The sequence below is a fragment of the Bacillus sp. z33 genome, assembly GCF_058313615.1.
In genome coordinates this window covers 332777-359728 of the sequence record NZ_JBZFQN010000002.1, presented here as the reverse complement: position 1 = coordinate 359728, position 26952 = coordinate 332777, and the positions used below count along the sequence as shown (strand labels likewise).

Annotated in this window: 26 protein-coding genes and 1 other RNA gene; 8 read left to right on the top strand and 19 right to left on the bottom strand. The window is 36.2% G+C overall.

Going from position 1 to position 26952, the window contains the following annotated elements:
- Positions 1-71: 71 nt before the first annotated feature.
- The 3 genes from AC4G3L_RS08855 to AC4G3L_RS08845 form a co-directional block, all read right to left on the bottom strand.
- A complete protein-coding gene (locus AC4G3L_RS08855) occupies positions 72-743 on the bottom strand; it encodes a helix-turn-helix transcriptional regulator (RefSeq protein WP_491076591.1) in 672 nt (223 codons plus the stop codon).
- Between the two features lie 344 nt (positions 744-1087).
- A complete protein-coding gene (locus AC4G3L_RS08850) occupies positions 1088-2071 on the bottom strand; it encodes a ring-cleaving dioxygenase (RefSeq protein ID WP_491076590.1) in 984 nt (327 codons plus the stop codon).
- Between the two features lie 125 nt (positions 2072-2196).
- Positions 2197-2724, bottom strand: coding sequence for a YceI family protein (locus tag AC4G3L_RS08845; RefSeq protein ID WP_491076589.1), 528 nt, complete (start codon positions 2722-2724; stop codon positions 2197-2199).
- Positions 2725-4015: 1291 nt separating this feature from the next.
- Here AC4G3L_RS08845 and AC4G3L_RS08840 point away from each other — a divergent pair.
- On the top strand, positions 4016-5467 hold the full coding sequence (locus AC4G3L_RS08840) for a DHA2 family efflux MFS transporter permease subunit (RefSeq protein ID WP_491076588.1): 1452 nt from the start codon (positions 4016-4018) through the stop codon (positions 5465-5467).
- Positions 5468-5796: 329 nt separating this feature from the next.
- Here AC4G3L_RS08840 and AC4G3L_RS08835 read toward each other — a convergent pair whose 3' ends face one another.
- On the bottom strand, positions 5797-6186 hold the full coding sequence (locus tag AC4G3L_RS08835) for a PepSY domain-containing protein (protein ID WP_491076587.1): 390 nt from the start codon (positions 6184-6186) through the stop codon (positions 5797-5799).
- Positions 6187-6498: 312 nt separating this feature from the next.
- On the opposite strand from AC4G3L_RS08835, the gene AC4G3L_RS08830 reads away from it, so the two are divergent.
- Both AC4G3L_RS08830 and AC4G3L_RS08825 read left to right on the top strand, forming a co-directional pair.
- The gene (locus AC4G3L_RS08830; protein WP_491076586.1) at positions 6499-7173 is read left to right on the top strand and encodes a response regulator transcription factor; all 675 of its coding nucleotides are present in this window, start codon (positions 6499-6501) and stop codon (positions 7171-7173) included.
- Positions 7170-8537: an ATP-binding protein gene (locus tag AC4G3L_RS08825; protein WP_491076585.1), complete on the top strand. Its 1368-nt coding sequence runs from the start codon at positions 7170-7172 to the stop codon at positions 8535-8537. The genes AC4G3L_RS08830 and AC4G3L_RS08825 overlap by 4 nt, the downstream gene beginning before the upstream one ends.
- A gap of 115 nt (positions 8538-8652) precedes the next feature.
- Here AC4G3L_RS08825 and AC4G3L_RS08820 read toward each other — a convergent pair whose 3' ends face one another.
- From AC4G3L_RS08820 to AC4G3L_RS08800, 5 genes are all read right to left on the bottom strand, one after another.
- On the bottom strand, positions 8653-9252 hold the full coding sequence (locus AC4G3L_RS08820; protein WP_491076584.1) for a YdhK family protein: 600 nt from the start codon (positions 9250-9252) through the stop codon (positions 8653-8655).
- A 268-nt stretch (positions 9253-9520) separates the two neighbouring features.
- Entirely contained in the window at positions 9521-10648 is a 1128-nt protein-coding gene (nspC, locus tag AC4G3L_RS08815) for a carboxynorspermidine decarboxylase (RefSeq protein ID WP_491076583.1), read from the bottom strand.
- A 1-nt stretch (position 10649) separates the two neighbouring features.
- Positions 10650-11849, bottom strand: a complete 1200-nt coding sequence (locus tag AC4G3L_RS08810; RefSeq protein WP_491076582.1) for a saccharopine dehydrogenase family protein — start codon at positions 11847-11849, stop codon at positions 10650-10652.
- 66 nt (positions 11850-11915) lie between these two features.
- Entirely contained in the window at positions 11916-12779 is an 864-nt protein-coding gene (speE, locus tag AC4G3L_RS08805) for a polyamine aminopropyltransferase (RefSeq protein WP_491076581.1), read from the bottom strand.
- 4 nt (positions 12780-12783) lie between these two features.
- The gene (locus AC4G3L_RS08800) at positions 12784-14256 is read right to left on the bottom strand and encodes an aminotransferase class I/II-fold pyridoxal phosphate-dependent enzyme (RefSeq protein WP_491076580.1); all 1473 of its coding nucleotides are present in this window, start codon (positions 14254-14256) and stop codon (positions 12784-12786) included.
- A gap of 849 nt (positions 14257-15105) precedes the next feature.
- On the opposite strand from AC4G3L_RS08800, the gene AC4G3L_RS08795 reads away from it, so the two are divergent.
- Together AC4G3L_RS08795 and AC4G3L_RS08790 are read left to right on the top strand one after the other, a co-directional pair.
- A complete protein-coding gene (locus tag AC4G3L_RS08795) occupies positions 15106-16305 on the top strand; it encodes a dicarboxylate/amino acid:cation symporter (protein ID WP_491076579.1) in 1200 nt (399 codons plus the stop codon).
- A gap of 441 nt (positions 16306-16746) precedes the next feature.
- Positions 16747-18360 carry an SH3 domain-containing protein gene (locus AC4G3L_RS08790; RefSeq protein ID WP_491076578.1) on the top strand — a complete coding sequence of 538 codons (1614 nt, stop codon included), beginning with the start codon at positions 16747-16749 and terminating at the stop codon, positions 18358-18360.
- Positions 18361-18474: 114 nt separating this feature from the next.
- Here AC4G3L_RS08790 and AC4G3L_RS08785 read toward each other — a convergent pair whose 3' ends face one another.
- From AC4G3L_RS08785 to ssrS, 4 genes are all read right to left on the bottom strand, one after another.
- On the bottom strand, positions 18475-18576 hold the full coding sequence (locus AC4G3L_RS08785) for a sunset domain-containing protein (RefSeq protein ID WP_491077177.1): 102 nt from the start codon (positions 18574-18576) through the stop codon (positions 18475-18477).
- Between the two features lie 181 nt (positions 18577-18757).
- Positions 18758-18931 carry a thermonuclease family protein gene (locus AC4G3L_RS08780; RefSeq protein WP_491077176.1) on the bottom strand — a complete coding sequence of 58 codons (174 nt, stop codon included), beginning with the start codon at positions 18929-18931 and terminating at the stop codon, positions 18758-18760.
- 18 nt (positions 18932-18949) lie between these two features.
- The gene (locus AC4G3L_RS08775; RefSeq protein ID WP_491076577.1) at positions 18950-19363 is read right to left on the bottom strand and encodes a hypothetical protein; all 414 of its coding nucleotides are present in this window, start codon (positions 19361-19363) and stop codon (positions 18950-18952) included.
- 222 nt (positions 19364-19585) lie between these two features.
- Positions 19586-19782, bottom strand: a non-coding RNA gene (gene ssrS / locus AC4G3L_RS08770) — 6S RNA.
- Between the two features lie 271 nt (positions 19783-20053).
- On the opposite strand from ssrS, the gene AC4G3L_RS08765 reads away from it, so the two are divergent.
- Positions 20054-20233, top strand: coding sequence for a hypothetical protein (locus AC4G3L_RS08765; RefSeq protein WP_491076576.1), 180 nt, complete (start codon positions 20054-20056; stop codon positions 20231-20233).
- A gap of 132 nt (positions 20234-20365) precedes the next feature.
- Here AC4G3L_RS08765 and AC4G3L_RS08760 read toward each other — a convergent pair whose 3' ends face one another.
- From AC4G3L_RS08760 to AC4G3L_RS08750, 3 genes are all read right to left on the bottom strand, one after another.
- On the bottom strand, positions 20366-20512 hold the full coding sequence (locus AC4G3L_RS08760; RefSeq protein ID WP_491076575.1) for a DUF1731 domain-containing protein: 147 nt from the start codon (positions 20510-20512) through the stop codon (positions 20366-20368).
- Between the two features lie 165 nt (positions 20513-20677).
- The gene (locus AC4G3L_RS08755) at positions 20678-21523 is read right to left on the bottom strand and encodes an ATP-grasp domain-containing protein (protein WP_491076574.1); all 846 of its coding nucleotides are present in this window, start codon (positions 21521-21523) and stop codon (positions 20678-20680) included.
- Positions 21516-22418, bottom strand: coding sequence for an ATP-grasp domain-containing protein (locus tag AC4G3L_RS08750; protein ID WP_491076573.1), 903 nt, complete (start codon positions 22416-22418; stop codon positions 21516-21518). Before AC4G3L_RS08750 ends, AC4G3L_RS08755 begins: the two co-directional genes overlap by 8 nt.
- A gap of 171 nt (positions 22419-22589) precedes the next feature.
- Here AC4G3L_RS08750 and AC4G3L_RS08745 point away from each other — a divergent pair, with 171 nt between their 5' ends.
- Positions 22590-23348: a YqcI/YcgG family protein gene (locus AC4G3L_RS08745; protein WP_491076572.1), complete on the top strand. Its 759-nt coding sequence runs from the start codon at positions 22590-22592 to the stop codon at positions 23346-23348.
- Between the two features lie 345 nt (positions 23349-23693).
- On the opposite strand, the gene AC4G3L_RS08740 is transcribed toward AC4G3L_RS08745, so the two are convergent.
- From AC4G3L_RS08740 to AC4G3L_RS08730, 3 genes are all read right to left on the bottom strand, one after another.
- The gene (locus tag AC4G3L_RS08740; RefSeq protein WP_491076571.1) at positions 23694-24368 is read right to left on the bottom strand and encodes an SOS response-associated peptidase; all 675 of its coding nucleotides are present in this window, start codon (positions 24366-24368) and stop codon (positions 23694-23696) included.
- 86 nt (positions 24369-24454) lie between these two features.
- Positions 24455-24934: a spore coat protein gene (locus AC4G3L_RS08735; RefSeq protein ID WP_491076570.1), complete on the bottom strand. Its 480-nt coding sequence runs from the start codon at positions 24932-24934 to the stop codon at positions 24455-24457.
- 562 nt (positions 24935-25496) lie between these two features.
- The gene (locus tag AC4G3L_RS08730) at positions 25497-26054 is read right to left on the bottom strand and encodes a phosphatidylglycerophosphatase A family protein (protein ID WP_491076569.1); all 558 of its coding nucleotides are present in this window, start codon (positions 26052-26054) and stop codon (positions 25497-25499) included.
- A 133-nt stretch (positions 26055-26187) separates the two neighbouring features.
- On the opposite strand from AC4G3L_RS08730, the gene AC4G3L_RS08725 reads away from it, so the two are divergent.
- Positions 26188-26931 (top strand): alpha/beta hydrolase, encoded by a 744-nt coding sequence (locus AC4G3L_RS08725; RefSeq protein ID WP_491076568.1) that lies wholly within the window; start codon positions 26188-26190, stop codon positions 26929-26931.
- Positions 26932-26952 lie beyond the last annotated feature (21 nt).

The window sequence follows — 26952 nt, the reverse complement described above, 5'->3', positions numbered from 1 at the left end:
ACACAAGCGATTTCCAAATTTAGGGGCTTAATAGTTAAATTGTGAAAATAACCCTAAAACTCCAGATTGCTTTATTTCACCTGATATTCTAATTGGTACTCGATTTGTGTTCGTATTTTTTGCAGATAATTATAGATTGTAAACTTCGAAACTCCTAAAACGGATGCTAAATAGTCAGTTGAACCTTTAATCATGAATGCTCCTTTTTCCTGCAGTAGACGGACACATTCAATTTTTTCTTCAAGACTCAGCATTGATGGCGCTTTATTAAAGCCAGTTAATACTTGATTGACCATATCTTGGATAACTTCCTGCACTGTATTATAAAAAGTTTCGGATTTCTCTTCAGTTTTGGTAAAGGATATAAAATCCTGAATCTCTGTTTCATATTGAATCATCATAGATATATCATAATTAATACAAAGTGCACCAATTACTTGTTCTTCTTCATCCCGTAAAAAAATGGTTGACGATTTCATGGTAATCCCATTTGGCAATCTGGTTTTATAGTTTGGCAGATCCTCAATATCAGATTCAGACTTTGTCAGTTCATTTAATACCAAATCCGTACTTGGACTGCCCATTTCTCTTCCTGTAACATTACCAGCTAAATAGATGAGAGATTTCTTTAAGTCAGTAAAGTCATGTACGGCTACTTCACATCTTGATCCAAACATTTTAACGAGCATATCAGCTGTCCTAATCGCCATATTAAAAATCGGCGCATTCGGATTTTTCCCCATGCTCTCACCTCTCTTTTGCAAGCGATTTCAAATATATCTAAAAAAATAAAAAATAATCAAATTTGGCCTTATTTGGCAACACGGATATCATACCATAAATTAGGTAAAATTCAAATAAAATTGTAAAGGTTACAAAAAAATTGTAATAGATTCAGAATGATGAACGCACATTCCTCGCTTGCAGATTAATACTATATCTTTCAACAAAAATAAGGCTAATCGATATTCACCGATTAGCCCTAAAATAGAGGGATTCTATTCATAACATTGCATTTCAGTCAAAACATTTTTTGGTTGACTGCATGTTTCCAATTCTGTGTGACGCTAATTGCTATTTGGACCTATTACAGGTATTCTTTTTCGATTCTTCTTGTACTGCGAACCGTATCGATGGGACGAACTATGCTTTCAATATCATCACGCTTTTCTTCCAAAAACGGTGGCAAGGATAATTTCTCTCCAAGAGTTTCATACGGTTCATCTTCCATAAAACCAGGACCATCCGTAGCAAGCTCAAATAAAATATGCGGAGCTACTTTTGAATAGAGAGAACCAAAATAGTAACGTTCTACATAACCAGAGTTGGGGAGTTTACTTTCTTGTAAACGTCTTTGCCAATCTTCTAACTCAGAGCGATCTTTCACACGGAATGCCACATGGTGAATCGTGCCAAATCCTTGTTGACCCTCGGGAAGCGTTGTATTATGCTCAACAATAACCTGTGCACCATTCCCTCCTTCACCCATTTCAAATAGATGAAAAGATTCATGGTCGTCTATTTCCCTGAACAATAAAACCTCTTCCAGTAGTTGTTTAAAATAATCGAAATAGGAAGTACGCACAAATATAGGCCCCAACCCTGTAATCGCATATTCCAACGGAACAGGTCCCTCTTGCCAAGGTGTTCCGGAAGCAACCCCCACATTGTTCTGATCTGATATGAGTTGATACTGTTGATCATCAAAATCACTAAAAGACAATGTTTTTTTACCGAATTGCTCTTTTATCCCCGTATGGTGCACTTCATATTTATCAAATCGTTTTACCCAATAATCCAAAGCCGCATTATTTGGTACACGGAATGAGGTTTTTGCAATTTCATTTGTTCCATGAAAACCTTTAGGAATACCAGGGAAATCAAAGAAAGTCATATCTGTTCCGGGAGCGCCGACATCATCTGTGAAATATAAATGATACGTTTTAATATCATCCTGGTTTACCGTTTTCTTCACTAACCGCATTCCCAAAACAACTGTAAAGAATTCATATATTTTTTCTGCGCTGCTCGTGATGGCCGTTACATGGTGCAGTCCCTTTAATTCATTCAATCTTTGTCTTCCTCCTCTTTTAACTTTTTATCTCGAATTCAAGACATTAGATAAAAAGCCGAGTGATTCCACTCGTTTGAAAATAATCCTGTATATTTCTTTCCCTTAAGAGGAAGCTATAAAACTTATACTTCTGGGTTAATTTCTATTTCTACTTGAATTTTAATGTCTTTTCCTACTAATACGCCACCTGTTTCAAGTGCTGCGTTCCAAGTAAGTCCAAATTCTTCACGGTTAATTTTTGTTTCTGCTTCGAAACCGTAGACTTCTACTCCCCATGGATTCGTTCCTTTACCGCCAAATTCCACATCAAATATTACTGGCTTTGTAATATCCTTTATCGTTAAATCACCTTTTACTTTATAATCGTCTCCATCTCTTGTAATGCTTGTAGATGTAAATTCAATTGCAGGAAATTTATCTACATCAAAAAACTCAGCCGATTTTAAGTGAGTGTCCCGATCCTCTAAATGCGTGTTAATACTTGCTGTATCTACTTGAAAATCAATCTTAGCAGTTGTCAAATCTGTTAAATCTGCTGCTTCAACATTTGCTGCGTAAGAGTCAAACTGTCCTTTTACTTTTGATACCATCATATGTTTAACTGCAAATTCAACTGATGAATGAGATTGATCTACTATCCATTTTGTCATATTTATTCCTCCAATATATTATTTCTTGAAATTCAAGATTTCATTAAAAACACTGTTTATCTTTAATTCGAATATCTTTAATTAAAGATAAATTTAACATACGATCTATACCCTGTCAACGAATCTTAATTGCCATACTGAATTAATCAGGAGACCTATAGCAATATATATGTAATCTTTACAATTAATATGATTATCTATAATACAATTTAGGAATTCAAAAAGGTTAGATTACAAAGCTACCAAAGAGGTTCAACTAAACTTAGAAAAGAAACTTCTAATTTATATTTGTATGGATTTATACTGCTTGTTATATAAGAAAGGATTATGTTGACCACTTGAAAACACAGAAACCCAGCATGTTCTAATACACGCTGGGTTTATTTTCTTCTTTTTGAATTTACCATACTTCATGAAGGATTATTTAATAATGACGAACTTGCTAAAAGCACGAGAAATAGGTATTCAGAGGATAATGATTTGGTATCGCCTATCGATGGATATTTATTAAAGTTTAAAGAGTTTTATAAACTTCTCTTTAAAATAATCTTCACAAATCATTATTTTGAAATATTAAAAATCACTTTATCAATTATATAAAAGTTATAATACTTATCCCTAATTAGTTTGTGTTTATCCTGCTCGAAATGTAAGGGTATACATGACAAACAGGTTTTATATATAGATTCATCCTTGACCTATTAGGGTTTTTTGTTATCCTTCATGCACAATACTACTAATCCATAAAAAGATTATTAATAAAAAAATAATGTCATAGAAAGTACAAATTACTTACACGAGAAGAAATATTTTGTTATAGTGGAAAACAGACTGACTGGTTGGTATGGTGGAGGTGTACTAACAGGAGAGATACGAAATCGCTGATTATGTCAATCGCGGTGGGCTATTTCACCAAAAGGATATAAAGGTGTTGGATCCAACGAAACAATCAAAAAGATGTGCAAATGTTTCGTCCTCTCACCATTTCTAAATAGAAAGAAGTAAGATCTCTACTTGAGAATACTGGATTTATCTCTAATTTATATAATTAATGCCCGAGTGGAATAATTAAAAAAACGAAACAATGACTTAAGAAACAGCGAAGATCAGGACCTGCTTTCATATAGCAAAGCTGAGTGAAAAGGCACCTTAATATGGTTCAGTATGAATGTTTGTAAAGTCTGTTTTAAATTGAGAGAACTTTATAATTAAAAGTTATTGTCAAATCCTTTTTCTGAATATTCTGTTTTTTAGTGATGAGGCTTCCAATGAAGGGGATGTATATTTACAAATGAGTCCCTATCCGAGAGCAATCTCAAATGTTTTAAATAAATTATTTTTAGAGGAGTTAGAACAAGTGAATAAACAAATCAAAACGGGACCAATTATGGCTGCCCTTCTGGTAGCAGGCTTTGTCGGACTTTTTAGTGAAACAGCTTTAAATATAGCATTAGGTGAATTAAGCCAAATTTTTAATGTGGATCCTACAACAATTCAGTGGTTAGCAACGGGCTACTTTTTAACACTTGGTATTTTAGTACCAGTAACAGGTATCTTGATGCAAAAATTTACAACACGCCAAATGTTCATGGCATCTTTATTCTTCTCCCTTATCGGAACAGTTTTAGCTGCATTGGCACCGACATTTAGTGTGCTCCTAACAGCGCGTATCATTCAAGCAGCTGGGTTAGCTATCATTCTACCTTTAACACAAAGCGTTATTTTTACAATTTTCCCGCCTAATAAACGCGGGGCTGCCATGGGAACAATGGGATTAGTTATTTTAGCAGGCCCAGCTTTTGGTCCAACGCTAGCTGGCATGATTTTAGATACATTATCTTGGCCTTGGATTTTTTGGTTTACGATTCCCTTCTTATTATTTTCATTAATCTTTGGCTATAAGTTTATTCCGAATGTCAATGAAATTAGGAACGTATCGATTGATATTTTATCCGTAATATTATCAACAATTGGTTTCGGCGGTGTTGTATACGGTGTGAGCGTAGGCGGAGATCTTGGATGGACAAGTTCAACCGTATTAGGAAGCATCATTGTCGGCTTAATTGCCTTGCTATTATTCTGTATCCGTCAAACTAAGATGGAACACCCAATGTTAAACTTAAAAGCATTTAAATATCCTATGTTCGTATTAGGTCTGGCGATGAATATTATCACTTTCCTGAACATGCTTTCTATGCTTGTTGTTTTACCGATGTATATGCAAATGGCACTTATCGTTTCAGCGTTTGTTACAGGTCTAATATTACTGCCAGGTAGTTTGATTAACTGTATTTTGGCTCCCGTGATTGGTAAATTATTCGATAAATATGGACCTCGTGCTGTTATCACTCCTGGTACAATCCTAGTTGTTATAGGATATAGTCTATACGCCATCTACGGAACAGATACAGCCCTTTGGATCATGGTTCTGACACACATCATCATGATGCTTGGTGTTGGTATGGTTTTGGCTTCCGTTCAAACGAATACACTAAATGCTTTACCTAGACAATACTATCCAGATGGAATTGCGATTACGCAAACATCTCAGCAAGTAGCCGGGGCAATTGGTATCGCCGTAATGGTTTCACTCTTCTCTATGAAACAAGCTGATTATTTGTCCGGTGCGGCTAATGATTTATCTACTGCGGCTGCTACAGGTTCAGCATTTGTATTTAAGATTAGTTTGATCTTAGCTATCATAAATGTCGTTCTTTCATTCTTCTTGAAAAAAACACAATAAATAGAAGAATCATAGAAACAACCCCCACATGATGAAAGCAAATAAAGCTAATACCCTTAATCCTTTGTGATTCTAGTTGGCGTTAGCTTTTTTTATGATTCTATAAAGTTATCAATATATCCCTAATAACTATCTACGCCTTCTTTAAGAGCTTGAATAGATTCATAAAATATGCTAAATATTAATAATTTTACTCATTCGTTTCAACAAATAAGAGACCCCTAAAAAGATAATTCTTTTCAAGAGTCTCCAGCTATCTAAATCCAACTAATTCAATTGTACAAGTTCTTCATCTTAACGTTGGTTGTACTTAAGAAATTTTTCGGAGTTTATTTTTTAACATCATATTCGGAACGCGCAATATCGTCATCGTCAAGATCATCATCTATTTCAATTGTACCTGTTCTACCTTTTACTGTAATTGTTTTCAAAAGGTTTTCTGGCGTTTTAATTTCTACATCGTATTCGTATTCAGAACGGGAAATACGATCATCTTCCAGATTGAATTCTTTTTGAACGCTGATTACTTCTCCTTCAATTTGCTCCAAAGCAATTTCTTTAATCTGTGCTTCTGTGTAATTGTCATTCTTATTCGCATAGTAATAACCCATACCAACATAACCGCCAACAACTACTAATCCAAGAACAATAATTGCAATAAAGCCGCCTATTATTTTCTTTTTATTTTCTACTAACCTGTTTTTGTATTTTGTTAACATTTCTATCTCTCCTTTTTATCGTTTATATATATTTTCCTTTTTCAATAAATCTTCAAACTGGTCTAATTGGTCATTAAATTGTTTTTAACTTTACGAACATCCTGAGACCATTTGACCAGAATCGGCACCAATTATCATTACATTAATTAGCTCGACTCTCCTCCTGTCTTTTATTCTTTTCCTTAACCTTGACTTCATCATAATGGGTAAACATTAAAGGAACATTAATAAAGGAGAAATGAGTTCTCATTTTTTTTTAATAAAAATGCATTATAGTAAGATATATATAATAGGAAGAAAAGGAGAATAAACATGCGGATTCTCATAGTCGAAGATGAAAAAGATTTACAAAACGTTCTCGCAAACCGATTGAAAGTGGAAAATTACAGTGTGGACGCATGTGGAAATGGGGCTGATGCACTCGATTTTATTTCCATGGCTTCTTATGATTTGATTGTATTGGATATTATGATTCCAGAAGTAAATGGGCTGGAAGTTTTGCAGCATATAAGAGCTGAAGGAAATCGTACTCCTGTTTTATTGTTAACCGCAAAGGATACAATTGAAGATCGAGTAAAAGGACTGGATTTAGGTGCAGACGATTATTTAATCAAGCCATTTGCCTTCGATGAATTACTGGCCAGGATACGGGTGTTAATGCGCCGGCAATCAGGCAACACATCCAACGTTTATGAAATAGGCGATTTAACAGTGGACTGCAATACGCATAAGGTCACACGGCAGGATAAGAATATTGACCTTTCCAGTAAGGAGTTTGCGATATTGGAATATATGATTCGCAATAAAGATATCGTATTGTCTCGGGAAAATATTGAACAACATGTTTGGAATTATGATTATGAAGGCGGTTCGAATATCGTTGATGTTTATATTCGTTATTTAAGAAAGAAAATAGATAATGATTTTGAGGTTAAGCTTATCCATACCATAAGAGGATCTGGATACGTACTGAGGGAAGAATCATGAGAAAACTATCTATCAAAATGAAAATCACTCTTTGGTATACAGGCCTGATAGTGATCATTATGGCATTGGTATTGAGTATTATTTTAGCCTCCTCAGATAAAATTCTATTGTTAAACATCCAGGATCAACTTGAGGAATCTGTAAAAGAAGGCTTTAAAGATATAGAATATGAAAACGGTCAGTTAGAGATAGATAATGATTTTGAGTATTTTGATGATGGAGTCACTCTTTTAATTTATGATAAAGACGGCGTTCTACTGGAAGGCAATCTTCCAGCCGGATTTGATGGAAATACACCAATAAGTAAGGATAGTTTTCAAACGATTAACCAGAATGGACAGGAATGGCTTTTATATGATCATCCGTATAAAAAATTCGATGATGAACTATGGATTCGTGGCGTTTATCAATTAGACCAATTATCGTCAGCCATGAACACCATTTTACTTGTGACGCTGGTTGCTTTCCCATTCCTTATTATTGTAGCGGCTTTGGGTGGGTATTATATTACGAAAAGGGCATTTCGCCCCGTGCAACAAATGATTGACACAGTCAGCGAAATCAATGATGGACAAGATTTATCAAAACGAATTAACCTAAAGGGATCAAATGATGAAATTCATGCTTTGGCACAGACCTTTGATCGAATGTTCGATAGACTGCAATCTGCCTTTGAGAATGAAAAACAATTTACATCGGATGCCTCTCATGAATTAAGGACACCTACCTCAGTCATCATCTCGCAAGCTGAATATGCCTTGTCTCAACTTGATGAATCGAAAGAAGTAAAAGAATCCTTAGAGGTCATTTTAAAACAATCTAAAAAAATGTCTTCTCTTATCTCACAGCTTCTTTTGCTGGCAAGGGTCGATCAAAAGAACATGGATCATTTTGTTTTTGAACAGATTAATATAAGCGAGCTGACAGAAATGGTAGCAGAAGAATTAACCTATACGGCAGAACAAGCAGGAATTGATATACGTACGGAGCTAGAGGAAAATCTTTTCATCGAGGCTGATCAGACATTACTCATGAGATTGCTTATGAACCTAATCACGAATGCCATTGCCTATGGTAAACCAGAAGGATATGTAAAGATTAAATTATATCAGAAGGATGGCCACGTTATTGGTGAAATATCGGATAATGGGATTGGCATTAACCCAGAGCATATCGATAAAATATGGGATCGTTTTTATCGTGTAGATCCATCGAGAACTTCAACAGCCAATGGCAATACAGGACTTGGTTTATCCATTGTAAAATGGATTGTGGACTTACACGGCGGAACCATCGATGTATCCAGTAAAGTAAACAAAGGCAGTACATTTACATTTTGCTTACCAATGAAAAGACTAAAATAAAGCTATAAACGTGCTGGTTATTTAAATAATCAATTAAACAACTTAGAGCAACCCTAATTTTTAAGAGGCACCTTCTATATAGAGGTGCCTCTTAAAGTATTAAAACTTGATGAAGTTAATCAATTGACTCCAATTCATCTTCAGTGACCCATTTATGATTGGTTACTTTTTCTCCGCCTGTTGTTGGCTTGTAGTCTATCATATATACAGTAGTTGGTTTAGCTGACTCAATTTCTACAGTGGTACCTTTCATACCATCCATATGAGAGGCAGTAGTTACTGTTTTTGTACCAGGCTTTAAGGAATCTGCTCCACTAGCTTTGAGTTCTTCATGAATAATCCATTTATGATTTTCTACTCTTTCTCCACCAGTAGCCGGAGTATATGAAACACTATAGGCAGTAGTATCATAGGCTCCAATTATGGTAGCTTCTGCACCTATCATGCCTTCCATATGTCCATCTCTAAGAATGACTTTGCTGCCAATATTATAAGCCGGATTTTCAGCAACTTTTAAGCCCTCTGGAACCTCATCTGAACCTGAATGATCCATACCGGCATGATCATCCATTTCTTCATCTTGTGGTGGTTGGGTTTCATTATTTAGTTCCTTATTATTCTCTTGACTTTGCTCTTTCTCATCGTATTGAGAGCAAGCACCCAATACGAGGAAAAAAGCAGTCATTAAAGATAAGAGAGTGAATCTTTTCAACATAACATATCCTCCTTTGATGATAAACAGCCTCACAATTATGTTCTTTTTTCCAATACCCTTTTTGTTGTAAAATCTACCATGACTTCCTTTCTAGTTTTTAAATGTAAACCTTTCAAAAGTAATTCTACAAAAGCAAAAAAAACACATGCAAAATCGTCGATTATACCCTTTAATCAGACTGTTAAAATAAAATATAAGCGAGTTTCTTCTATTATATAAGCCTTCCTATAGTAAAAAGCCAGATTCCCATTAGTATCTGGCTTTTCCTTTAAGATAATCTATACTTAAAATCCATATAATTAAATTTGTGAAGGATACGGCACTCACCGTCTTGGCCCTGCACCGCAATTGTTGGCAAAGCCATACCGTTAAAGGTATTGTTCTTCACCATAGAATAAATCGCCATGTCTCCAAAAACCAATCTGTCATTACTTTTTAACGGCTGATCAAATGAATAATCTCCAATAACGTCCCCAGTTAGGCAGGTTGGGCCGCCTAATCTATAGGTATATGCCTTTTCACCTGCTTCGCCACTGCCGAGAAGCGGCGGACGATAAGGCATTTCGAGAACATCCGGCATATGGCAGGAAGCAGAAGTATCCAGGATGGCAATCTCCAAATCATTCTTTAATGTATCAAGGACAGTTGTCACCAAATATCCAGCATTAAGAGCTATGGCTTCGCCCGGCTCCAGATAAACCTCCAAACCATATTTCATTTGCATTCGCGTAATACATTCCTCAAGCAAGGCAATATTATATCCTTCTTTCGTAATATGATGGCCTCCGCCAAAATTAATCCATTTCATTTGAGGTAGCCATTCGCCAAACTTTTCTTCAATCGCATCCAACGTTTGTGCCAATGCATCTGAATCCTGCTCACAAAGTGTATGAAAATGTAATCCCGATACACCATCAAGCAAATCAGACTGAAATTCCTCAGCAGTCACACCAAATCTTGATCCTCTCGTACAAGGATCGTAAATTTCATGTCCCACTTGTGTTGAACATTCCGGATTAATACGAAGACCTATGCTTTTACCTGCCTGACGCACCTTTTCTCCAAATCTCTCAAGCTGTGAAAAGGAATTGAAGATAATATGGTCACATATTGTGATAATTTCATCTATCTCATCTTCACGGTAGGCTGGGGAAAACACATGGTTTTCCTTCCCCATTTCCTCATAGCCAAGCTTGGCCTCATACAAACCGCTTGCTGCCGTCCCACTTAAATACTGGCCAATCAACGGATACATTGCATGCATGGAGAATGCTTTTTGTGCCAGGATTATTTTACATCCGCACCGGTCCATAACGCCCTTTAGTATTTTAAGGTTTTTTTCCAGTAGACTTTCATCTACCACATAACAAGGTGTTGGTAATTGTTCAAATTTCATCTCAGTCTACTAACTCCGGATTAAAGCTTTCTTTCCAAGGAAGTCCCCATTTATTCAATGCCTCCATGAATGGATCTGGATCAAACTCCTCGATATTGAAGACGCCCGGTTTATTCCATGTTCCATTCATAATCATCATGGCACCAATCATTGCTGGAACCCCCGTTGTATATGCAACTGCCTGTGATCCCACTTCCTTATAACATGCTTCATGATCGCAAACATTGTACACATAGTAAGTTTTATCTTTTCCGTCTTTTTTACCGTGAAAAATACAGCCGATATTTGTTTTTCCTTTTGTACGCGGACCAAGTGATGACGGATCCGGAAGAACTGCTTTCAAAAACTGAAGGGGAATGATTTGTTTACCCTCAAATTCGATTGGTTCAATAGATGTCATCCCTACATTTTCAAGACATTTTAAATGAGTCAGATAACTTTGGCCAAATGTCATGAAGAAACGGATTCGTTTAACGCCAGGAATATTCAAAGCAAGGGATTCAATTTCCTCATGGTGCAATAGGTACATATCTTTTTCACCTATTTCAGGAAAATTATATGTACGTTTAATTTCCATCGGTTCCGTTTCTACCCATCGGCCGTCTTCCCAATAAGACCCGTTTGCTGTTACTTCCCGGATATTAATTTCCGGATTAAAGTTTGTCGCAAATGGATATCCATGGTCTCCAGCATTACAGTCCAAAATATCAATGTACTCAATTTCATCAAAATGATGTTTTAGGGCATGAGCAGAAAATACGCCTGTAACTCCCGGATCAAATCCACTGCCTAATAGGGCAGTAATTCCCGCCTCTTCAAAGCGCTCACGGTAATCCCATTGCCATTTATATTCAAATTTCGCTGTATCTTCAGGTTCATAGTTTGCTGTATCCATATAATTTGTTTTAGTAGCGAGACACGCATCCATGATTGTTAAATCTTGATAAGGTAATGCCAAGTTCATCACGATGTCTGGTTTCACTTCTTCAATTAGCGCGATTAGTTCATCTACATTATTGGCATCAACCTGTGCAGTTGTAATTTTAGTTCTTCCGCCATCAAGCTTAGCTTTTAAATCATCGCATTTTGATTTTGTGCGGCTTGCAATACAAATCTCTTCAAACACCTCGCTGTTTTGTACACATTTGTTTATCGCTACAGAGGCTACTCCGCCACAACCAATAATAAGCGCTTTTCCCATTTTCTTATCCCCAATCTATTGTTTATTTATCTAGTAAAATATTGTTTCCTCATTGAAAACGAAAAATTATTTTGATACATCCTCTACACTTCTTAGCAATTCTTCCACATACGTAGGCAAAGCGAAAGCTCCGCGATGTAAATTTGGATTGTAATAGCGTGTTTTGATAGTTAACTGTTCCCAGCTCTCTTGATTTAAGTCTGCAAGTGGTTGATATTTTTTGGATGCAAATCCAAATAACCAGTGTCCGGATGGATAGGATGGTATATGCGCCTGGTATACCCGGCTAATTGGAAAACAGTCGATAATGCGTTTGTGTGCCCTTTGCATGGCTGCCCTGTCTTCTGCATAAAATGGACTCTCATGCTGATTGACCATAATTCCATCTTCATGCAAGGCTTTATAACAATTTCCGTAAAACTCTTTTGTGAATAAACCTTCACCTGGTCCGAATGGGTCAGTGGAATCTACAATAATCAGATCATATTGATTTTCACAGGAGCGGACAAATTTTAATCCATCCTCATGGTGAATATGAACACGTGGGTCATCAAGCTTAGACGCTGTTAGCGGTAAATATTTTTTGCACGCTTCAATCACCTTTTCGTCAATTTCGACCATATCAATACGTTCAATCTGTTGATAACGGGTTAGCTCGCGCACAACCCCGCCATCTCCGGCGCCAATGACTAACACTTTACGAGGGTTGGGATGAACAGCCATAGGTACATGTGTTATCATCTCATGATAAATAAACTCATCTTTTTCAGTCAGCATCATAAATCCATCAAGGGTCAGAAATCGACCAAATTCTTTAGATTCGAAAATATCAATCCGTTGAAATTCACTCTGTTCATTATACAAATGCTTATCTACCTTGATAGATAGCTTCACATCGGCTGTGCTTCGTTCATGAAACCATAATTCCATGCTGTCACACTCCTTTCAGTACATTCAGACGTTCAATTGCGAGGTCTTCCGGTCCAGTCATGGAACAACCTTTCGCTTTGGCATATTCAATATAATCAATGATTTCTTCCGTGATTCTCTCACCTGGTGCGAGAATTGGAATTCCTGGAGGATAGCACATCACAAACTCACTGCATACCCGCCCCTTTGTATCACGCAGAGCCAATGATTCTTTATCCGCATAGAATGCTTCTTGTGGTGTAGTCACAACCTCCGGATCAATATACTCTTGAGTAATTAAGCCTGATTGATCCTTTGAATAACGACGGCGAATCTCTGATAAGGCACTAATCAAACGTTCGACATCTCGTTTCCTATCACCCACAGATACATAGGCTAAAATATTGCCTATATCTCCAAATTCTATTTGGATATCATACTCATCACGCAACAAATCATAAACCTCAATTCCAGCAAGCCCGATATCCAGTGTGTGTACGGAGAGCTTTGTTACATCGAAGTCATATATACTGTCACCGTTAATCAATTCTCTTGAAAAGGCATAATAGTCACCAATTTGATTGATTTCTTTGCGAACGTATTCTGCAAGGTTTATCACATCTTTGAAAATAGCTTCACCATTTAATGCGAGGTTTCTTCGGGATAGATCCAGACTCGATAATAGTAAATAGGAGCCACTGGTCGTCTGTGTTAAATTGACAATTTGCCTTGCATAACCAGCATTGATAGATGTGCCCATCAACATAAAGGAGCTTTGCGTCAGACTACCTCCTGATTTATGCATGCTGACTGAAGCCATATCTGCGCCGGCAGCCATGGCACTGACAGGTAAATCATTTCCAAAATACAAATGAGCTCCATGCGCTTCATCCACAAGAACCAACATTTTATAGTGATGAGCCAACTTTACAATCCCTCTCAAATCAGAACAAATGCCATAATAAGTTGGATTGTTGACTAAAATAGCTTTAGCATCGGGATTTTCCTTGATTGCCTTTTCTACCTGTGTAATAGACATGCCAAGCGCAATACCGAGTTCCTTGTTCATTTCAGGATTTACATAGACCGGTTCAGCTCCGCATAGGACAAGCGCATTAATAACACTGCGATGAACATTTCTGGGAAGAATTATTTTATCTCCCGCTTTACAAGCTGTCAGAACCATTCCCTGTACAGCTGATGTCGTTCCATTTACCATAAAAAACGCATGGGCTGCACCGAATGCTTCGGCTGCCAATTCTTCTGCTTCTTTAATCACGGATACCGGGTGACAGAGATTATCGAGAGGCTTCATAGAATTCACATCCACACTGACTGCTTGTTCACCCAAAAAAGCTGTTAATTCAGGATTGCCTCTGCCTCGTTTATGCCCGGGTACATCAAAAGGAACGATCCGTTTTTTCTTGAATTCTTCCAACGCCTCATAAATAGGCGCCCGCCCTTGTGAAAGACGATACGACTTTTCTCGTTCAATCATCACAAAACATCCTCTCGCTGAAAATTCTTTCCTTTGTGCTTGCAGCCTGGCATAGACACTAATTAATTGACAAAATTTTATTTATTTGTAAATTTATAGATGTTAAAAGACAACAAAAAAGCAAGTGTTCGCGCAAAAATTAGCACATCACTTGCTTGTAGATAGTATTATCCTATTAAAAAGCATATGTAAACACAGACATATTGTTATACATAAAATCCACAGCATTTTATGTCTGAAAAGCTTTTTAATATTCAACATACCTAAATAGGAGATCAGAGTCTATATAGCAAATAAATACTTTTACCACTCTTATTGACCGTTTCACAAGTTTTGCACGATTTATGTCGCACTGGTTATAAAGTAACCAACTTATAAAATTTGAGCTTCTAACTCAATCAATAGGGCAACTATTGTTGCCAGTCGGCATTTGACCCGGCTGTCCGTATGGCCTTAACTTCCCGTGGGCAAGTGGTCAATTTTATCTGCTTGGAAAGACTCTTACTGTGTGAATATTTGCTTTCCAAAAATAACAATGCCCTAATATTATCAGCTAATGAAAAGATTGGCAATAGTTAATTTTAACTTTTTATACCTTTAAAGACTAAATTAGCCACTATAATGTATTACTTAGATTTTCAATATAAGAAAAAACTGTCTTTGTCTTTGTATACTTTTTACCTCTTTCTTATTGAAATCAACACGTATGTTCCCCAACTCGAAAGATTTCTCTCCAAATACCAACCAAAAACATTATTTTTATCCTTTTCAAGCAATTTGGTTACTTTCTTATTCATTTTTCTGTATAATCCACATATAAAGAACAAATGTATTTTCAAGGAGGACAACATGAAACGATTCGGTATTTTACCAAAGATTATAGTAGCGATTACCCTCGGAATTGTGATTGGGTTGATTGGACCTGTATGGTTGGTTCGTATATTTGCCACATTCAATGGACTATTTAGCAGCTTTTTAGAATTTATTATCCCATTTATCATTATTGGATTTATTGCTTCAGGGATTGGTGTGATGGGTAAAGGTGCCGGTAAAATGCTCGGTATCACAACCGGTTTAGCTTATGTTTCCACTATACTGGCTGGTTTACTAGCCTTTATCGCAGCTAAAACATTATATCCAGTTATACTGAAGAATCAGGCAGCTCAAACCTTTTCAAATCCAGAAGAAGCTTTGGTATCTGCCTACTTTACTATTGAAATGCCTCCTGTCATGGGTGTTATGACAGCCTTGCTTGTGGCCTTTACAATTGGTTTGGGTATGGCATCAATCAAAGGGGAAGTTCTTCTGAATGTGATGGATGAATTTAAAGAGATTGTTGTTAAGGTTATCAATTCCATCATCATTCCACTTTTGCCTTTTCATATTTTCGGTATATTCGCCAACATGACTCAGGGCGGTCAAATTGCATCAATCATCAGTGTATTTGCAAAAGTATTTGTGATGATTATTGCCTTGCATTTGGTTATGTTAACTCTTCAATATACAGTAGCAGGTACGGCTTTTAAGAAAAACCCGTTTAGTATGCTAAAGACAATGTTACCAGCGTATTTTACGGCATTGGGAACACAATCTTCTGCATCTACTATTCCTGTTACGGTGGAACGTACCAAAAAAATGGGTGTAAAAAATAAAGTTGCGGAATTTACCGTTCCGTTATTAGCCACTATTCATTTATCAGGAAGTACGATTACATTAGTCAGCTGTGCCATGGCAGTTATGTTATTACAGGGAACAGATGCCAACTTCACGCAAATGCTACCTTTTATTTTAATGCTTGGTGTTACAATGATTGCTGCACCGGGCGTACCGGGAGGAGCTGTTATGGCCGCTCTCGGTTTATTGGAATCCATGCTCGGTTTCTCTGATAATATGCTATCCCTCATGATTGCGTTATATCTTGCTCAGGATAGCTTCGGAACTGCTTGCAATGTAACAGGTGATGGCGCTATATCTGCTCTTACGGATCGAATTGTTCCTGATAAAAAGAACCAACATAAAGAAAATGAATGGACCGAAAATGTAATATAAATACGGATTAACTCTTCATAAGCTAATTATTTTTGAGAAGTATTTTTATATTCTGTCCCAAGCAACAAGAAATTTAGGCATAAGAAAGAGAAACCTCAGATAGCGAGGTTTCTCTTTCTTTTTAAATCACTTTCAATTATTCACCGCATCTTCGAAATATCCTCTTTATTACACCTTTATGCACATTTCCTAAACTACCCCATCTACGCGCAAACCTACAAATATCAATCTTCATTTAATGGATACCCTCTTTATTGATATTCCTCAAGTTCTGAATCTAATTAATTTATCATCTTTATACTAAAAAAATATATAGATATACCGATATAAAGTGATGACCACTATAAACATAAGTTTTAATGAGTATTGTTCACTATATATTTATAGCGCATCACTAATGGTTAAAAAAAGAGAAAATATATTTTTGAGGGGATATCTATCATGAAAGTTTCAATAACACAAAAGTTCTTATTTATTTTCATTGTATTTGCTTTAATTGTATTTAGTACACCAGATTTATATGCGAAAGTAGATGCTGCAGCTATCCAGTACAAAACCACTGACAATGTTAACTTACGCAAAGGACCATCCACCAAGCACCATATAATCATAACGATTCCTAAAGGGAAACTAGTTAATTACATAACGAAATCCGGTACTTGGTACAAAGTAAACTATAATGGAAAAATTGGCTTTATAAGCTCAACCTTTGTAAAAAAAGCCACGGTTTCAAAGACAGCTATTCCATCTGCAACAGTTTTGTCTTCAACAATCTATCAAACGACGGCCAGCCTTAATTTAAGATCTGGTGCCTCCACCAAGCATAAAGTAGTCATCATGATTCCTAAAGGGAAAAACGTAACCTATCTCTCTAAATCCGGCTCTTGGTATAAAGTAAAGTATAACAATAAGACTGGCTTTGTAAGCTCATCCTATTTGAAAAAGCCAACAACTGCAGCCACACCTACTGTGACGTATCAAACGACGGCCAATGTTAATTTAAGGACCGGCGCCTCTACCAAGCATAAAGTAGTCATCATGATTCCTAAAGGGAAAAACGTAACCTATCTCTCTAAATCCGGCTCTTGGTATAAAGTAAAGTATAACAATAAGACTGGCTTTGTAAGCTCTTCCTATTTGAAAAAACCAACCACTATAGTCACACCTACTGTGACGTATCAAACTACGGCCAATGTTAATTTAAGGACCGGCGCATCTACCAAGCATAAAGTAGTCATCATGATTCCTAAAGGGAAAAACGTAACCTACCTCTCTAAGTCCGGTTCTTGGTATAAAGTAAAGTATAGTAATAAGACTGGCTTTGTAAGCTCTTCTTATTTGAAGAAGCCTACTGCCAACGTTAAAATATCTAATTATAAATATGTTCGATACTATGATACAAATGTCCATGTTTATACAAGCAATCTAAATGCTCATTTAACAGTTTCCAAAGGGAAAGCCAATGTTCTAGAAACATTATCGTCCCTTAAAGTCCCTAATGAATTAGCCAAGACCAACATGGGCTTCTTTGATTCAAAAATGGAACATGGCGGTTTATACATGGTAAATGGTCAAGTAACAAACAATCATAAATCCAAGTACATAATTATGGAATATAAGAAGACTGGAAAAATAGATATTCGTAGTTTAGGTACCACAAATAGCACCTTAGGAGGGAACACTCTTCAAGAATTAGAGAATATGAAAAAAAATGATTATTTTGCTGTTGGCAGTTCATACTCTTTAGTACAAAACGGCAAAAAAAATCTGGCACATAGCGAATATTTTGCACTTAGCAAAAGTCGAAATCCTCGAACTTTGTTTGGTCAAACCAAAGATGGAAGATTTATTATGGCAGTGACAGATGGGCGAATCAAAGGAAGCAGTGGGTTAACAGCCAGTCAAAGTGCTGAAGTTATGTTAAAATTGGGAGCCGTTGAAGCCGTGAACTTTGATGGGGGAGGATCCAGTACCTTTTATATTGGAGGTACACTAAAGAATAAACTAGGAGAAAGTGCAAGAAGAATCGGCAGTGCCCTTTTTATTACCAAGTAGGTAGAATATCATTTATAAAAACAACTCCTAATTTCTTAAATTAGGAGTTGTTTTTATTTAGAAAAAATTGGCTCAAGTATTTTTTAGGACCTATTCAATATATATTTTATTCAGTCATTGTTTCGCCTTTATAATAAAACCGGCTTCCTTTGCTTCTTTCTCCGTACAAAACATTTCTTCTGCTTTTGTAAGATCATAATTTTGCTGACCAGGTATATGATAGATTCTTAATGATCCTATTAATATTCCCTTTTATAGTACAGGAAGATGTTGTTTTTATAGGCTTCCGGATTGAATCCTTTATCCGTGGCATAATTCTCTACCGACCATATGCCAATATCAAGAGCTTGGGCTTTTTTCTGAATTTCATAGAAACGATCCACTACTTTGTATTGGGTTAATATACATAGGCTACACGTGCTAATCCTTTTTCCAAAAGTGTTTCATTAAACACTTTCCCATCCACATATAGATAAACTAACATTCTGTCATATTTGTCACAGCCATCACCAAGGCCTGTTTCTACTTTAATGGATTTACCGGCAGGCAACATCTTTTTAGTAAAATAGATAGAAGCCTTAGATTCATCTCATGCACGTTTTTTCAGGCAAATTATGCCAGCTAATATAACGAGAATCCCAGGAACAAACAAGGTTTTTATGAAATGAGAACCTGTCTGTGGTTTTCCTTCCACAAACATACCTTTACCTGTTATACATTCACTTGGTACTATTCGACCCATTATTTCTTTGGAAACAATGGAATTAGCTAATTGTACAGCTGAATCCTGATATTTTGAAGTCTCATAAAGGGATTCATTTACTTTTGAATCAGCCATTATTTCATCAGTTGTACTCTTATGAGTGTCGTTCTGATATACGAGTACAGTAGATTCATTTTCTAAATTAACAGCACCAGCGATGACTGTCTGTTTTGTTAAAGTAGGTAGGCAAAAGTTCAGTAAAGAAAATATAATAGCTAAAATAAATACCCTATAACTCATATAACATCCTCCATTAATCAGAACGGCGTTTTCAGCTTCATCTCTTCTATATAATATTAATATAATAAATATTCGAAAAATAATAAACAAAATAATTATTTAATAGCATTATAAATTATATAAATATAGTAATAAATAAAAACAAACCCATAACTGAATTAATTTATTCTGGCTATTATGATAATTTTGCATATAAAAAAACCAATCCCAGTTGGAATTGGTTTTTAAGCCACTGTTGCCGTTACATATAAGAAAGTTTTAAACCACCACTTCTCCAAGTGGGTGTTCGCAAAAGCGTTCCTGCATGTCCTCCAAGTCATATAGACAGAGGCCTGTCATTCCCGCCTTTATATTAAAACTCCCTATTACAGCTTAAAGGTTAAAACTTAAATTATGCATCACGTACAATGTAGCTTGTATAAAGTATATTACTCCTCTATTCGTTTAAAAGCAATGGAGATGACTTCCAAAATGAATAAAATAAATCCTTGGTTTCAAGAAGGATTATGTATTCTATATAATCCGAACATCTATTACTTTAAATTAATACAAAAAGTGCTATTATCAATTTTACTTTTACAAAACGGATTTTATGTAGAGTAAATGAACACAAAATTTTACATTTATTATTTATATTAGTATTATTAACCTATAATCATTAAACTATTATCTATTTATGGAGTGGTTTGGTTGTCATTAATACGTATGATGTCTTCCCAAGAACTGAAAGATTGCATAAAAATATTGAAAGAAAGTGTGACCGAGAACGTCTTTGAATATGGATACTATCACGAAAGAACTCAGCAAGCCAGCAAAAGACTTGAAATTTATAAATATTACTACGAAAAAACATTGGATATCAAAGACTAATTTGCCATTATAGGAGCTGAATGATGCATCAAGATTTTAAATGGAGTCGATATTTTCTTTACTTTATCTCAAGAATCGTATCCTTACATTATTTGATCTCTTTAAATAATACTTAACGAAAAATCAAGCATATCAGCCTATTATCTCTGTTAGGCCCCTTTTCAAATCTCTAAATTTAAATGGATACCCAGCTTGTACAAGCCTTTCAGGAATTACCCAGCGGCTTTTTAAAACAAGCTCCTCCTCGGTCCTAATAATGACTGCCCCTGCTTTAAGCATCCACGCCGGAGCAGGAAAGCCAAATTACCCTATTCATACTGTTTTACGCAGGCTGGCCATTAATTCACGGTATCTGATTGGACATGGTGATGAGCAATTATATACTCCATCCAGATCTTCTCTCTCCATTAGAAAAACGACAATTTGAAATAAATCCTCAATTAATCATTTCATTTGTTTACCAATATACTCTAGGTACATTTCTACAACATTATAATCATAATGCTGATAAAGCGTTCGTGTGCCCACTGCATCTTCTATTTCGTTAAATAAGAATTCGCCATCCCGGTCGACGAGAAAATCAATCCCTACAAAATCAAAATCAAGAATTCCACTTATTTTACCCACTAATTTCCTTTGGCTTTGAGACAAACTATAGCGCTCAGCCATCCCACCAAGTGAAAAATTGGATTTGAACTGGCTTTTGGAATACCGCTTAACAGATCCAATAATCTCTCTTCCTAACAAGAAGACCCTCACATCAACCCCAGGATTATTACATAATTCCTGCAGGATAACTTCATCCGCTTCATACTTCTGCATATGTTCAGTTAATTCTGTTTGACTATTTACTTTATAGACTTCCGTACCTCCATGTCCCCGATTGCTCTTTAAAATAACTGGATAGTTTAATGCGGACTGTATACCAGCAGAAGGAATCACCGTCCTTACTGATTTAATCCCCTGGCTGTTTATCATTTGATGCGTTTTAGCTTTATTGTTACAAACTTCTGTCACCCTGTAGTTATTAAAGACTCTGCAGCCCATCAGTTCAAAATGAAGACTGATTTGACTATTCCGGCTTCGGTTAATAACGAAATCAGGCTGAACCAAAATTCTATCACCCTTATAAACGGACAATTTCCCATCTACAATCATTAAACTCAGATCCTCGGTGAAAACAATCTGGATATCCAGATTATACTTGTTGCCATTCTGAATAAATTGATTGGCAAACCATTGATTTTTTTTGTAGTCTTCTCTTTTATAGATAAGCAACCCTTTATACATGCCACACCTTCTGCAAAATATGATCGAATATATGCCCAGTCACATCAATTCCTGTGCAATCATAAATGTTTTTAATATGAGCATTTGAATTTATTTCACAAAGGATTGGTTCCCCCTCTTCGCCGAACAAAAGATCTACCCCCGTAAAATCAGCACCAATAATCCGGCTTGCCTGAATTGCCAGCTCTTCAAATTCTTTAGGCGGTTGAAATTCATGCATCTTTCCACCATTCGTTACATTTGCTCTAAAATCATTTTCAGAAGTACGCAGCATGGAAGCAACCGCTTTGTCACCTACTACATGTATTCTTACATCTTTCCCTTTGCTGCTTTGTATGAATTCCTGATATAGATGGGGTCTCAGAAGTAACTCTTTTCTCTTTTCTAGTAATTCTCTGCGATTATTTACCAGGTATACCTGTTCACCAAATGATCCGAAAGCTTCTTTCACCACCATTGGATAGGTAAGTTCTCTTTCGAGGAAATCAATAAATGAGTGATTCAATTCGGTTGATTCCAAGAAAACCAAAGGGGAAAAAATGGTTTTTGGTAACTTGACTGAATGATTAGCCAGAGCCTGGAAGGTCATGATTTTATCATCACATGCTTCTACTACTGATGCTTTGTTAAATAAGCGATAACCCAATTGCTCCAATTGTTTTGCCAACCGTACATCTTTATCTAAAAACAGAATAAAATCCGGCTTTTCATACTGATTTTCTGTTTTAATGATTGTCTGATTTTGTTCGATAACAGAAAAAATATCCGTGTTTTTAATTAAATCGAGTATAATCCCTTTTTCTGCAGCTGTTTGTTTATACCAATCATGGATTTCTATAAATTTGGAAGATAATAAGCTTCCATTATAGACTAACCATCCATACGTTCTTTCCATCTGAGGATGCTCCTTACTATGTAATTCGTTTGTTTCATTATAGCAAAACCCTATCTATGAAGTATTTCTCATAAAACTAAATAGTACAAAGCAACTATCTATTTTTTTTCATATGATGAAGTATTCTCAAATTGTTTTTAAAATAAAAGTACACTCAAGGGGTTATTCCACATGAATAGACTGCTGATTCACTCTGATTTTGAAAAGGATTTTCATCTTCCAAGGTGGCTGGTAAAGGCATATAAACACTGGACGTCCATCGTCAGCGACCAACACTTTCCGTGTCACTTTGGGGTGAAAGCAGAACGGGATGGACACTTACGGTATACGTATTGTGAAAATCATGATTTTTCAGCCCTTCCCCAAACGCTTGCAACATTTCTTGAGTTCTCAAAGACAAACCCCACTATACGGCATGCATTAGTCTTATTCGTACAACCCGAACCGCATAACCTGGATTTCAACTATTACAACGCTTATTTTTGGAATGTCTTATCTTATCTGCATGAACAGGATATCAAAAAGTGGCCAGATGAGTACCCTATGGATCCACATGATTCGAATTGGGAGTTTGTTTTCAATGGGGAGCCCATTTTTGTATCTGGCAATGCTCCTTTTTATCAAAATCGAATTACCAGAAATTTAGGAGATTGTTTGATTATGATTTTTCAGCCACGAAGAATTTTTGCTAATATTTCCCACAACACTCCTCATGGAAAAAAAGCGATGGAACTTATCCGAAGAAAAGTTGAAGAGATCGAAAGTATGCCATTTCATCCAGACTTAGGCGGATATGAAGATCAAACTAAAAGGGAATGGAAACAATACTTAATTACAGATGATACAAATCCAATCAGAGGGAATTGCCCGATGAGGGAGACACTTTTATCAAAATGCAAACAAAAGCTAGAAAAGGAAAAACCATGCTGAATGCATGGTTTTCTTGATTTCATATGATCAACAAAAGTGTTCCTTTGATTTTTCTGCATCGCTATCTATCAAGGTCCATTTCTAAGAAGACCTTGACCATTGCTCCCAAAAACTCTTTATAAGCCTTAGTTCTTCGAAATTTTTATTATTATTTCGGCTATCAGAATCGTATGAAAGATAGAAACGAATAATGAAATTTTCTTGGCTTTATCATGATTAGAGTATCTTTATTAAAGTAGTTTCACCCTATAGGGATATATTTGGCATTACTTCATGTTATCGTCACAATGGTTCAAAATCGGGACATGGGACAGACAAGTAAAGGCCGCTCAGGCCTTTACTTCATTAACATATTCTCTGAATTAATTGTTCACTATTATTTTTAGGTGAATTTACTTCTGTACTCACTTCAAATGCTTCCATCCATTCAGGGTTAAATGGTTGTAAATACTGAGTTAATAATTGGGAATCCCGTATCTTTGGATCCAGCCAATTTCGTTCATCATCAGGTTTAAGGATAACCGGCATCCGGTCATGTATAGACGAGGTCAACTCATTTGATGATGTAGTGATAATGGTACACGTATAGACAGCTTGTCCTTCAGGTGATTTCCATGACTCCCACAAACCGGCCATTCCAAAAGGTTCGCCACTTTTCAGTTTAATCCGCATCGGGATTTTACGGTCAGGTGTCTGCTGCCATTCATAATAGGAATCAGCCACAATAAGGCAGCGTTTGTTTTGATAGGCTTTTCGAAAACTTGGCTTTTCTGCGAGTGTCTCCGATCGGGCGTTAATAAGTTTATATCCATTTTTTTCATCCTTTGCCCACGGTGGGATAAGCCCCCATCGCAAATAGCCTAATCGGTTTTTTGATCCGTCATTGATGACTGCAACGATCCTTTGGGATGGGGCTATATTATAACTAATCTGGTAATCCATCTCGTCAAACGAAGAATCAATATGGAATCGTTCCATAATTGTTTCAAATGTCGAAAACAATGTAAATCTCCCACACATATCATCACCTCAGAGCCATTATAACAGTCCCGGTATACTTAAACCAAAAAGGCACCCACTTGGGCACCTATTTAATAATTAAAAACTTAATACTTTTTAGCCAAAGCTTTATTCGCATTGTTAACATCGTTTTTAATCAATGCACTTAAATCATAAGCAGGATACATATTGTTTTTAGCCATGTACTTAAAAACCTGGCTATGTAGATCAATAACACCATTCAGTTGATTTGTTAATGTAGTTTTCAATACAGGTGTAGCCGTTTCAGTGATTGCAATCGCGTAATTTCGTATTAAACTTTTTGTTAACCCCAAAAGATTCCCTGCATAGAATCCGGCATCCTGTTGATCTCTTTCATCCTCATCCCTTTGTGGTGCTCTTGGAAAGTACTGCAGCAACTCTTTAATATATCTTTCCATAACTTTAATAGCGGTAAGATATAAATTTTTCAGTTCTTGATTTGGTACATCTCTGACCTTCATTTTCAATCCTATTAAGGCATTTGATTCAAAGGCTATTAACTCGTGTAGTTCAAGTGTTTCATGGTATGCCAATGTGTTAGCCAATCAATCATCCCCTCCTTTTTTCCTTCAAGAAGAATATATGATTATATAGCTCGTCACTTTCCATATTTTATTATGGTCAAATTTCACAAAATATTACTGCATGAACTATATTTAAAGGCATAAAATACATACCTATACATTTACTTATTTAGTTGGGAGTATATCTTAATTAGATAGAAGAGATATCTTACTTTGTCTATCAGTGTCTGATTGTTAATTCTTAAACAGACTCACCACAACAAAACAGAACAAACATTCGTTTTTTCGTTGCATAGAAAACGTACGTTCGCATATAATAGGTATAGGAGGTGACTTAATGAATAATTTAGTTAGAAGCATGCACGAACACATTCCTGTTGATATTATATATGTCTCCAATCAAAATATATTTACAAAGAGACGCATCTTGGTCAAATCAATGGATGACAAACTTATACGGGCCTATTGTTTCCATAGAAAACTTTATCGAACATTTAAAAAAGAGCAAATCCTATCTACCCAGCTTATTTATTGTTCAAAACAATCTTCCTAATAAAAAAAGAAGAGGTATCCCCCTTCTCTCTTAGCCTATCATCTCTTCATGATCAATATCTTGAATTTCACTTTCGGAGAGGGACTCCTCTTTATCACGCTGGCGATGAGCTAATCTGGAAGAGGCACTTGCGGCAATTGCGGCGACCATATCATCAAGAAAAGTATTTACTCCCCTGCCCTCTTTCTTCGTATCTAAATATCGTATGATCCCCAATTTATTCTTATCAAGGTGACCAAATGTTGTGAGTCCAATACTTCCATATCCAAGAACGGCGCCAAACGCAAGCGTCTCATCCACACCAAAAAGAGACTCATCAGATTCTACAATGGATTGTAATGGTTCTGACAGCATTCCCCTTTCAGCTAAACGATCTAGTTCAATCCCTACAAGAAGTGCATGCTGGATTTCACGTTTCATCAGGACACGCTCTACACTGTATATACACTCTTCCAATGTCAAGCCTTCATTATAAGGAAATTGCATCTCATAAACAATTTCCGCAATTGCCTCCATTGATACCCCTCTGCTTTGTAAGGCGAGCTTAGCCGCATTTGTTACAGTTTTACTATGTACACGATTTTTCATCTATTTTTACTCCTTTATTTACTCTTTTCTTCATTATAACATCTGAATCTTCGCAATTTAACAAATTTAAGATTATTATTCAAAGGATAAATTATGCTAAAATAAACCTTATAAGAATACAGAGGTGAAGCCCTTGGCATTAAGTACTGGATCAATTAAAGGAATGTCTTTTTATAGTAAAGAATTAAATGAGGATCTTGAACTCCTTGTATATGTACCTTCCACCTTCTCCCAACTATATAAGTACTCTGTACTGATAGCACAGGATGGGAAAGATTATTTCCAAATGGGAAAAATCGGACGAGTTGCAGATGAGCTATTGGCAAAAGAAGAGATTGAAAATATCATTATTATAGGGGTCCCGTATAAGAATATCGATGACCGCTGGAATAAGTATCATCCTGATGGTCACAAGCATGCTGCCTATAAAAGATTTCTTGCTCACGAGCTAGTACCTTTTATAGATGCCAAATATCCCACCTATCAAATGGGGATGGGCCGAGCCTTAATCGGGGACTCTCTCGCGGCGACAGTTTCGTTAATGACAGCTCTTGATTATCCAAATACATTTGGCAAAATCGCTTTGCATTCCCCACTCGTAAACGAGACTGTATTATCAGCAGTGAATACTTTTGAGTACCCACACTTAATGCAGATCTACCATACGATCGGGAAAAACGAAAGACAGGTGCAGACTTCCAAAACAGGAATTATGGATTTTTTGGGACCGAATCAGGAACTGAATTTACTAATTGAAGGTAAAGGTTTTCCTTCCTTTTACGAGGAGATTGATGGGAATCATACATGGAAAGCATGGCAGTCAGATATGAAAAGGACGATCACCTGGCTCTACCACACACCAGAACCAGTTAGTTAATTTATTGAATATTTGTTATAA

What these genes read in the sequence shown, in the direction of transcription:
- AC4G3L_RS08775 (WP_491076577.1), bottom strand. Translation starts at nt 19,363, where the DNA reads ATGAGTTATAGGGTATTTATTTTAGCTATTATATTTTCTTTACTGAAC.
- AC4G3L_RS08830 (WP_491076586.1), top strand. Translation starts at nt 6,499, where the DNA reads ATGCGGATTCTCATAGTCGAAGATGAAAAAGATTTACAAAACGTTCTC.
- AC4G3L_RS08800 (WP_491076580.1), bottom strand. Translation starts at nt 14,256, where the DNA reads ATGATTGAACGAGAAAAGTCGTATCGTCTTTCACAAGGGCGGGCGCCT.
- AC4G3L_RS08745 (WP_491076572.1), top strand. Translation starts at nt 22,590, where the DNA reads ATGAATAGACTGCTGATTCACTCTGATTTTGAAAAGGATTTTCATCTT.
- AC4G3L_RS08855 (WP_491076591.1), bottom strand. Translation starts at nt 743, where the DNA reads ATGGGGAAAAATCCGAATGCGCCGATTTTTAATATGGCGATTAGGACA.
- AC4G3L_RS08790 (WP_491076578.1), top strand. Translation starts at nt 16,747, where the DNA reads ATGAAAGTTTCAATAACACAAAAGTTCTTATTTATTTTCATTGTATTT.
- speE (WP_491076581.1), bottom strand. Translation starts at nt 12,779, where the DNA reads ATGGAATTATGGTTTCATGAACGAAGCACAGCCGATGTGAAGCTATCT.
- AC4G3L_RS08750 (WP_491076573.1), bottom strand. Translation starts at nt 22,418, where the DNA reads ATGGAAAGAACGTATGGATGGTTAGTCTATAATGGAAGCTTATTATCT.
- AC4G3L_RS08835 (WP_491076587.1), bottom strand. Translation starts at nt 6,186, where the DNA reads ATGTTAACAAAATACAAAAACAGGTTAGTAGAAAATAAAAAGAAAATA.
- AC4G3L_RS08840 (WP_491076588.1), top strand. Translation starts at nt 4,016, where the DNA reads ATGAGTCCCTATCCGAGAGCAATCTCAAATGTTTTAAATAAATTATTT.
- AC4G3L_RS08755 (WP_491076574.1), bottom strand. Translation starts at nt 21,523, where the DNA reads ATGTATAAAGGGTTGCTTATCTATAAAAGAGAAGACTACAAAAAAAAT.
- AC4G3L_RS08740 (WP_491076571.1), bottom strand. Translation starts at nt 24,368, where the DNA reads ATGTGTGGGAGATTTACATTGTTTTCGACATTTGAAACAATTATGGAA.
- AC4G3L_RS08825 (WP_491076585.1), top strand. Translation starts at nt 7,170, where the DNA reads ATGAGAAAACTATCTATCAAAATGAAAATCACTCTTTGGTATACAGGC.
- AC4G3L_RS08845 (WP_491076589.1), bottom strand. Translation starts at nt 2,724, where the DNA reads ATGACAAAATGGATAGTAGATCAATCTCATTCATCAGTTGAATTTGCA.
- AC4G3L_RS08820 (WP_491076584.1), bottom strand. Translation starts at nt 9,252, where the DNA reads ATGTTGAAAAGATTCACTCTCTTATCTTTAATGACTGCTTTTTTCCTC.
- AC4G3L_RS08795 (WP_491076579.1), top strand. Translation starts at nt 15,106, where the DNA reads ATGAAACGATTCGGTATTTTACCAAAGATTATAGTAGCGATTACCCTC.
- AC4G3L_RS08760 (WP_491076575.1), bottom strand. Translation starts at nt 20,512, where the DNA reads ATGCTTAAAGCAGGGGCAGTCATTATTAGGACCGAGGAGGAGCTTGTT.
- AC4G3L_RS08810 (WP_491076582.1), bottom strand. Translation starts at nt 11,849, where the DNA reads ATGGGAAAAGCGCTTATTATTGGTTGTGGCGGAGTAGCCTCTGTAGCG.
- nspC (WP_491076583.1), bottom strand. Translation starts at nt 10,648, where the DNA reads ATGAAATTTGAACAATTACCAACACCTTGTTATGTGGTAGATGAAAGT.
- AC4G3L_RS08730 (WP_491076569.1), bottom strand. Translation starts at nt 26,054, where the DNA reads ATGAAAAATCGTGTACATAGTAAAACTGTAACAAATGCGGCTAAGCTC.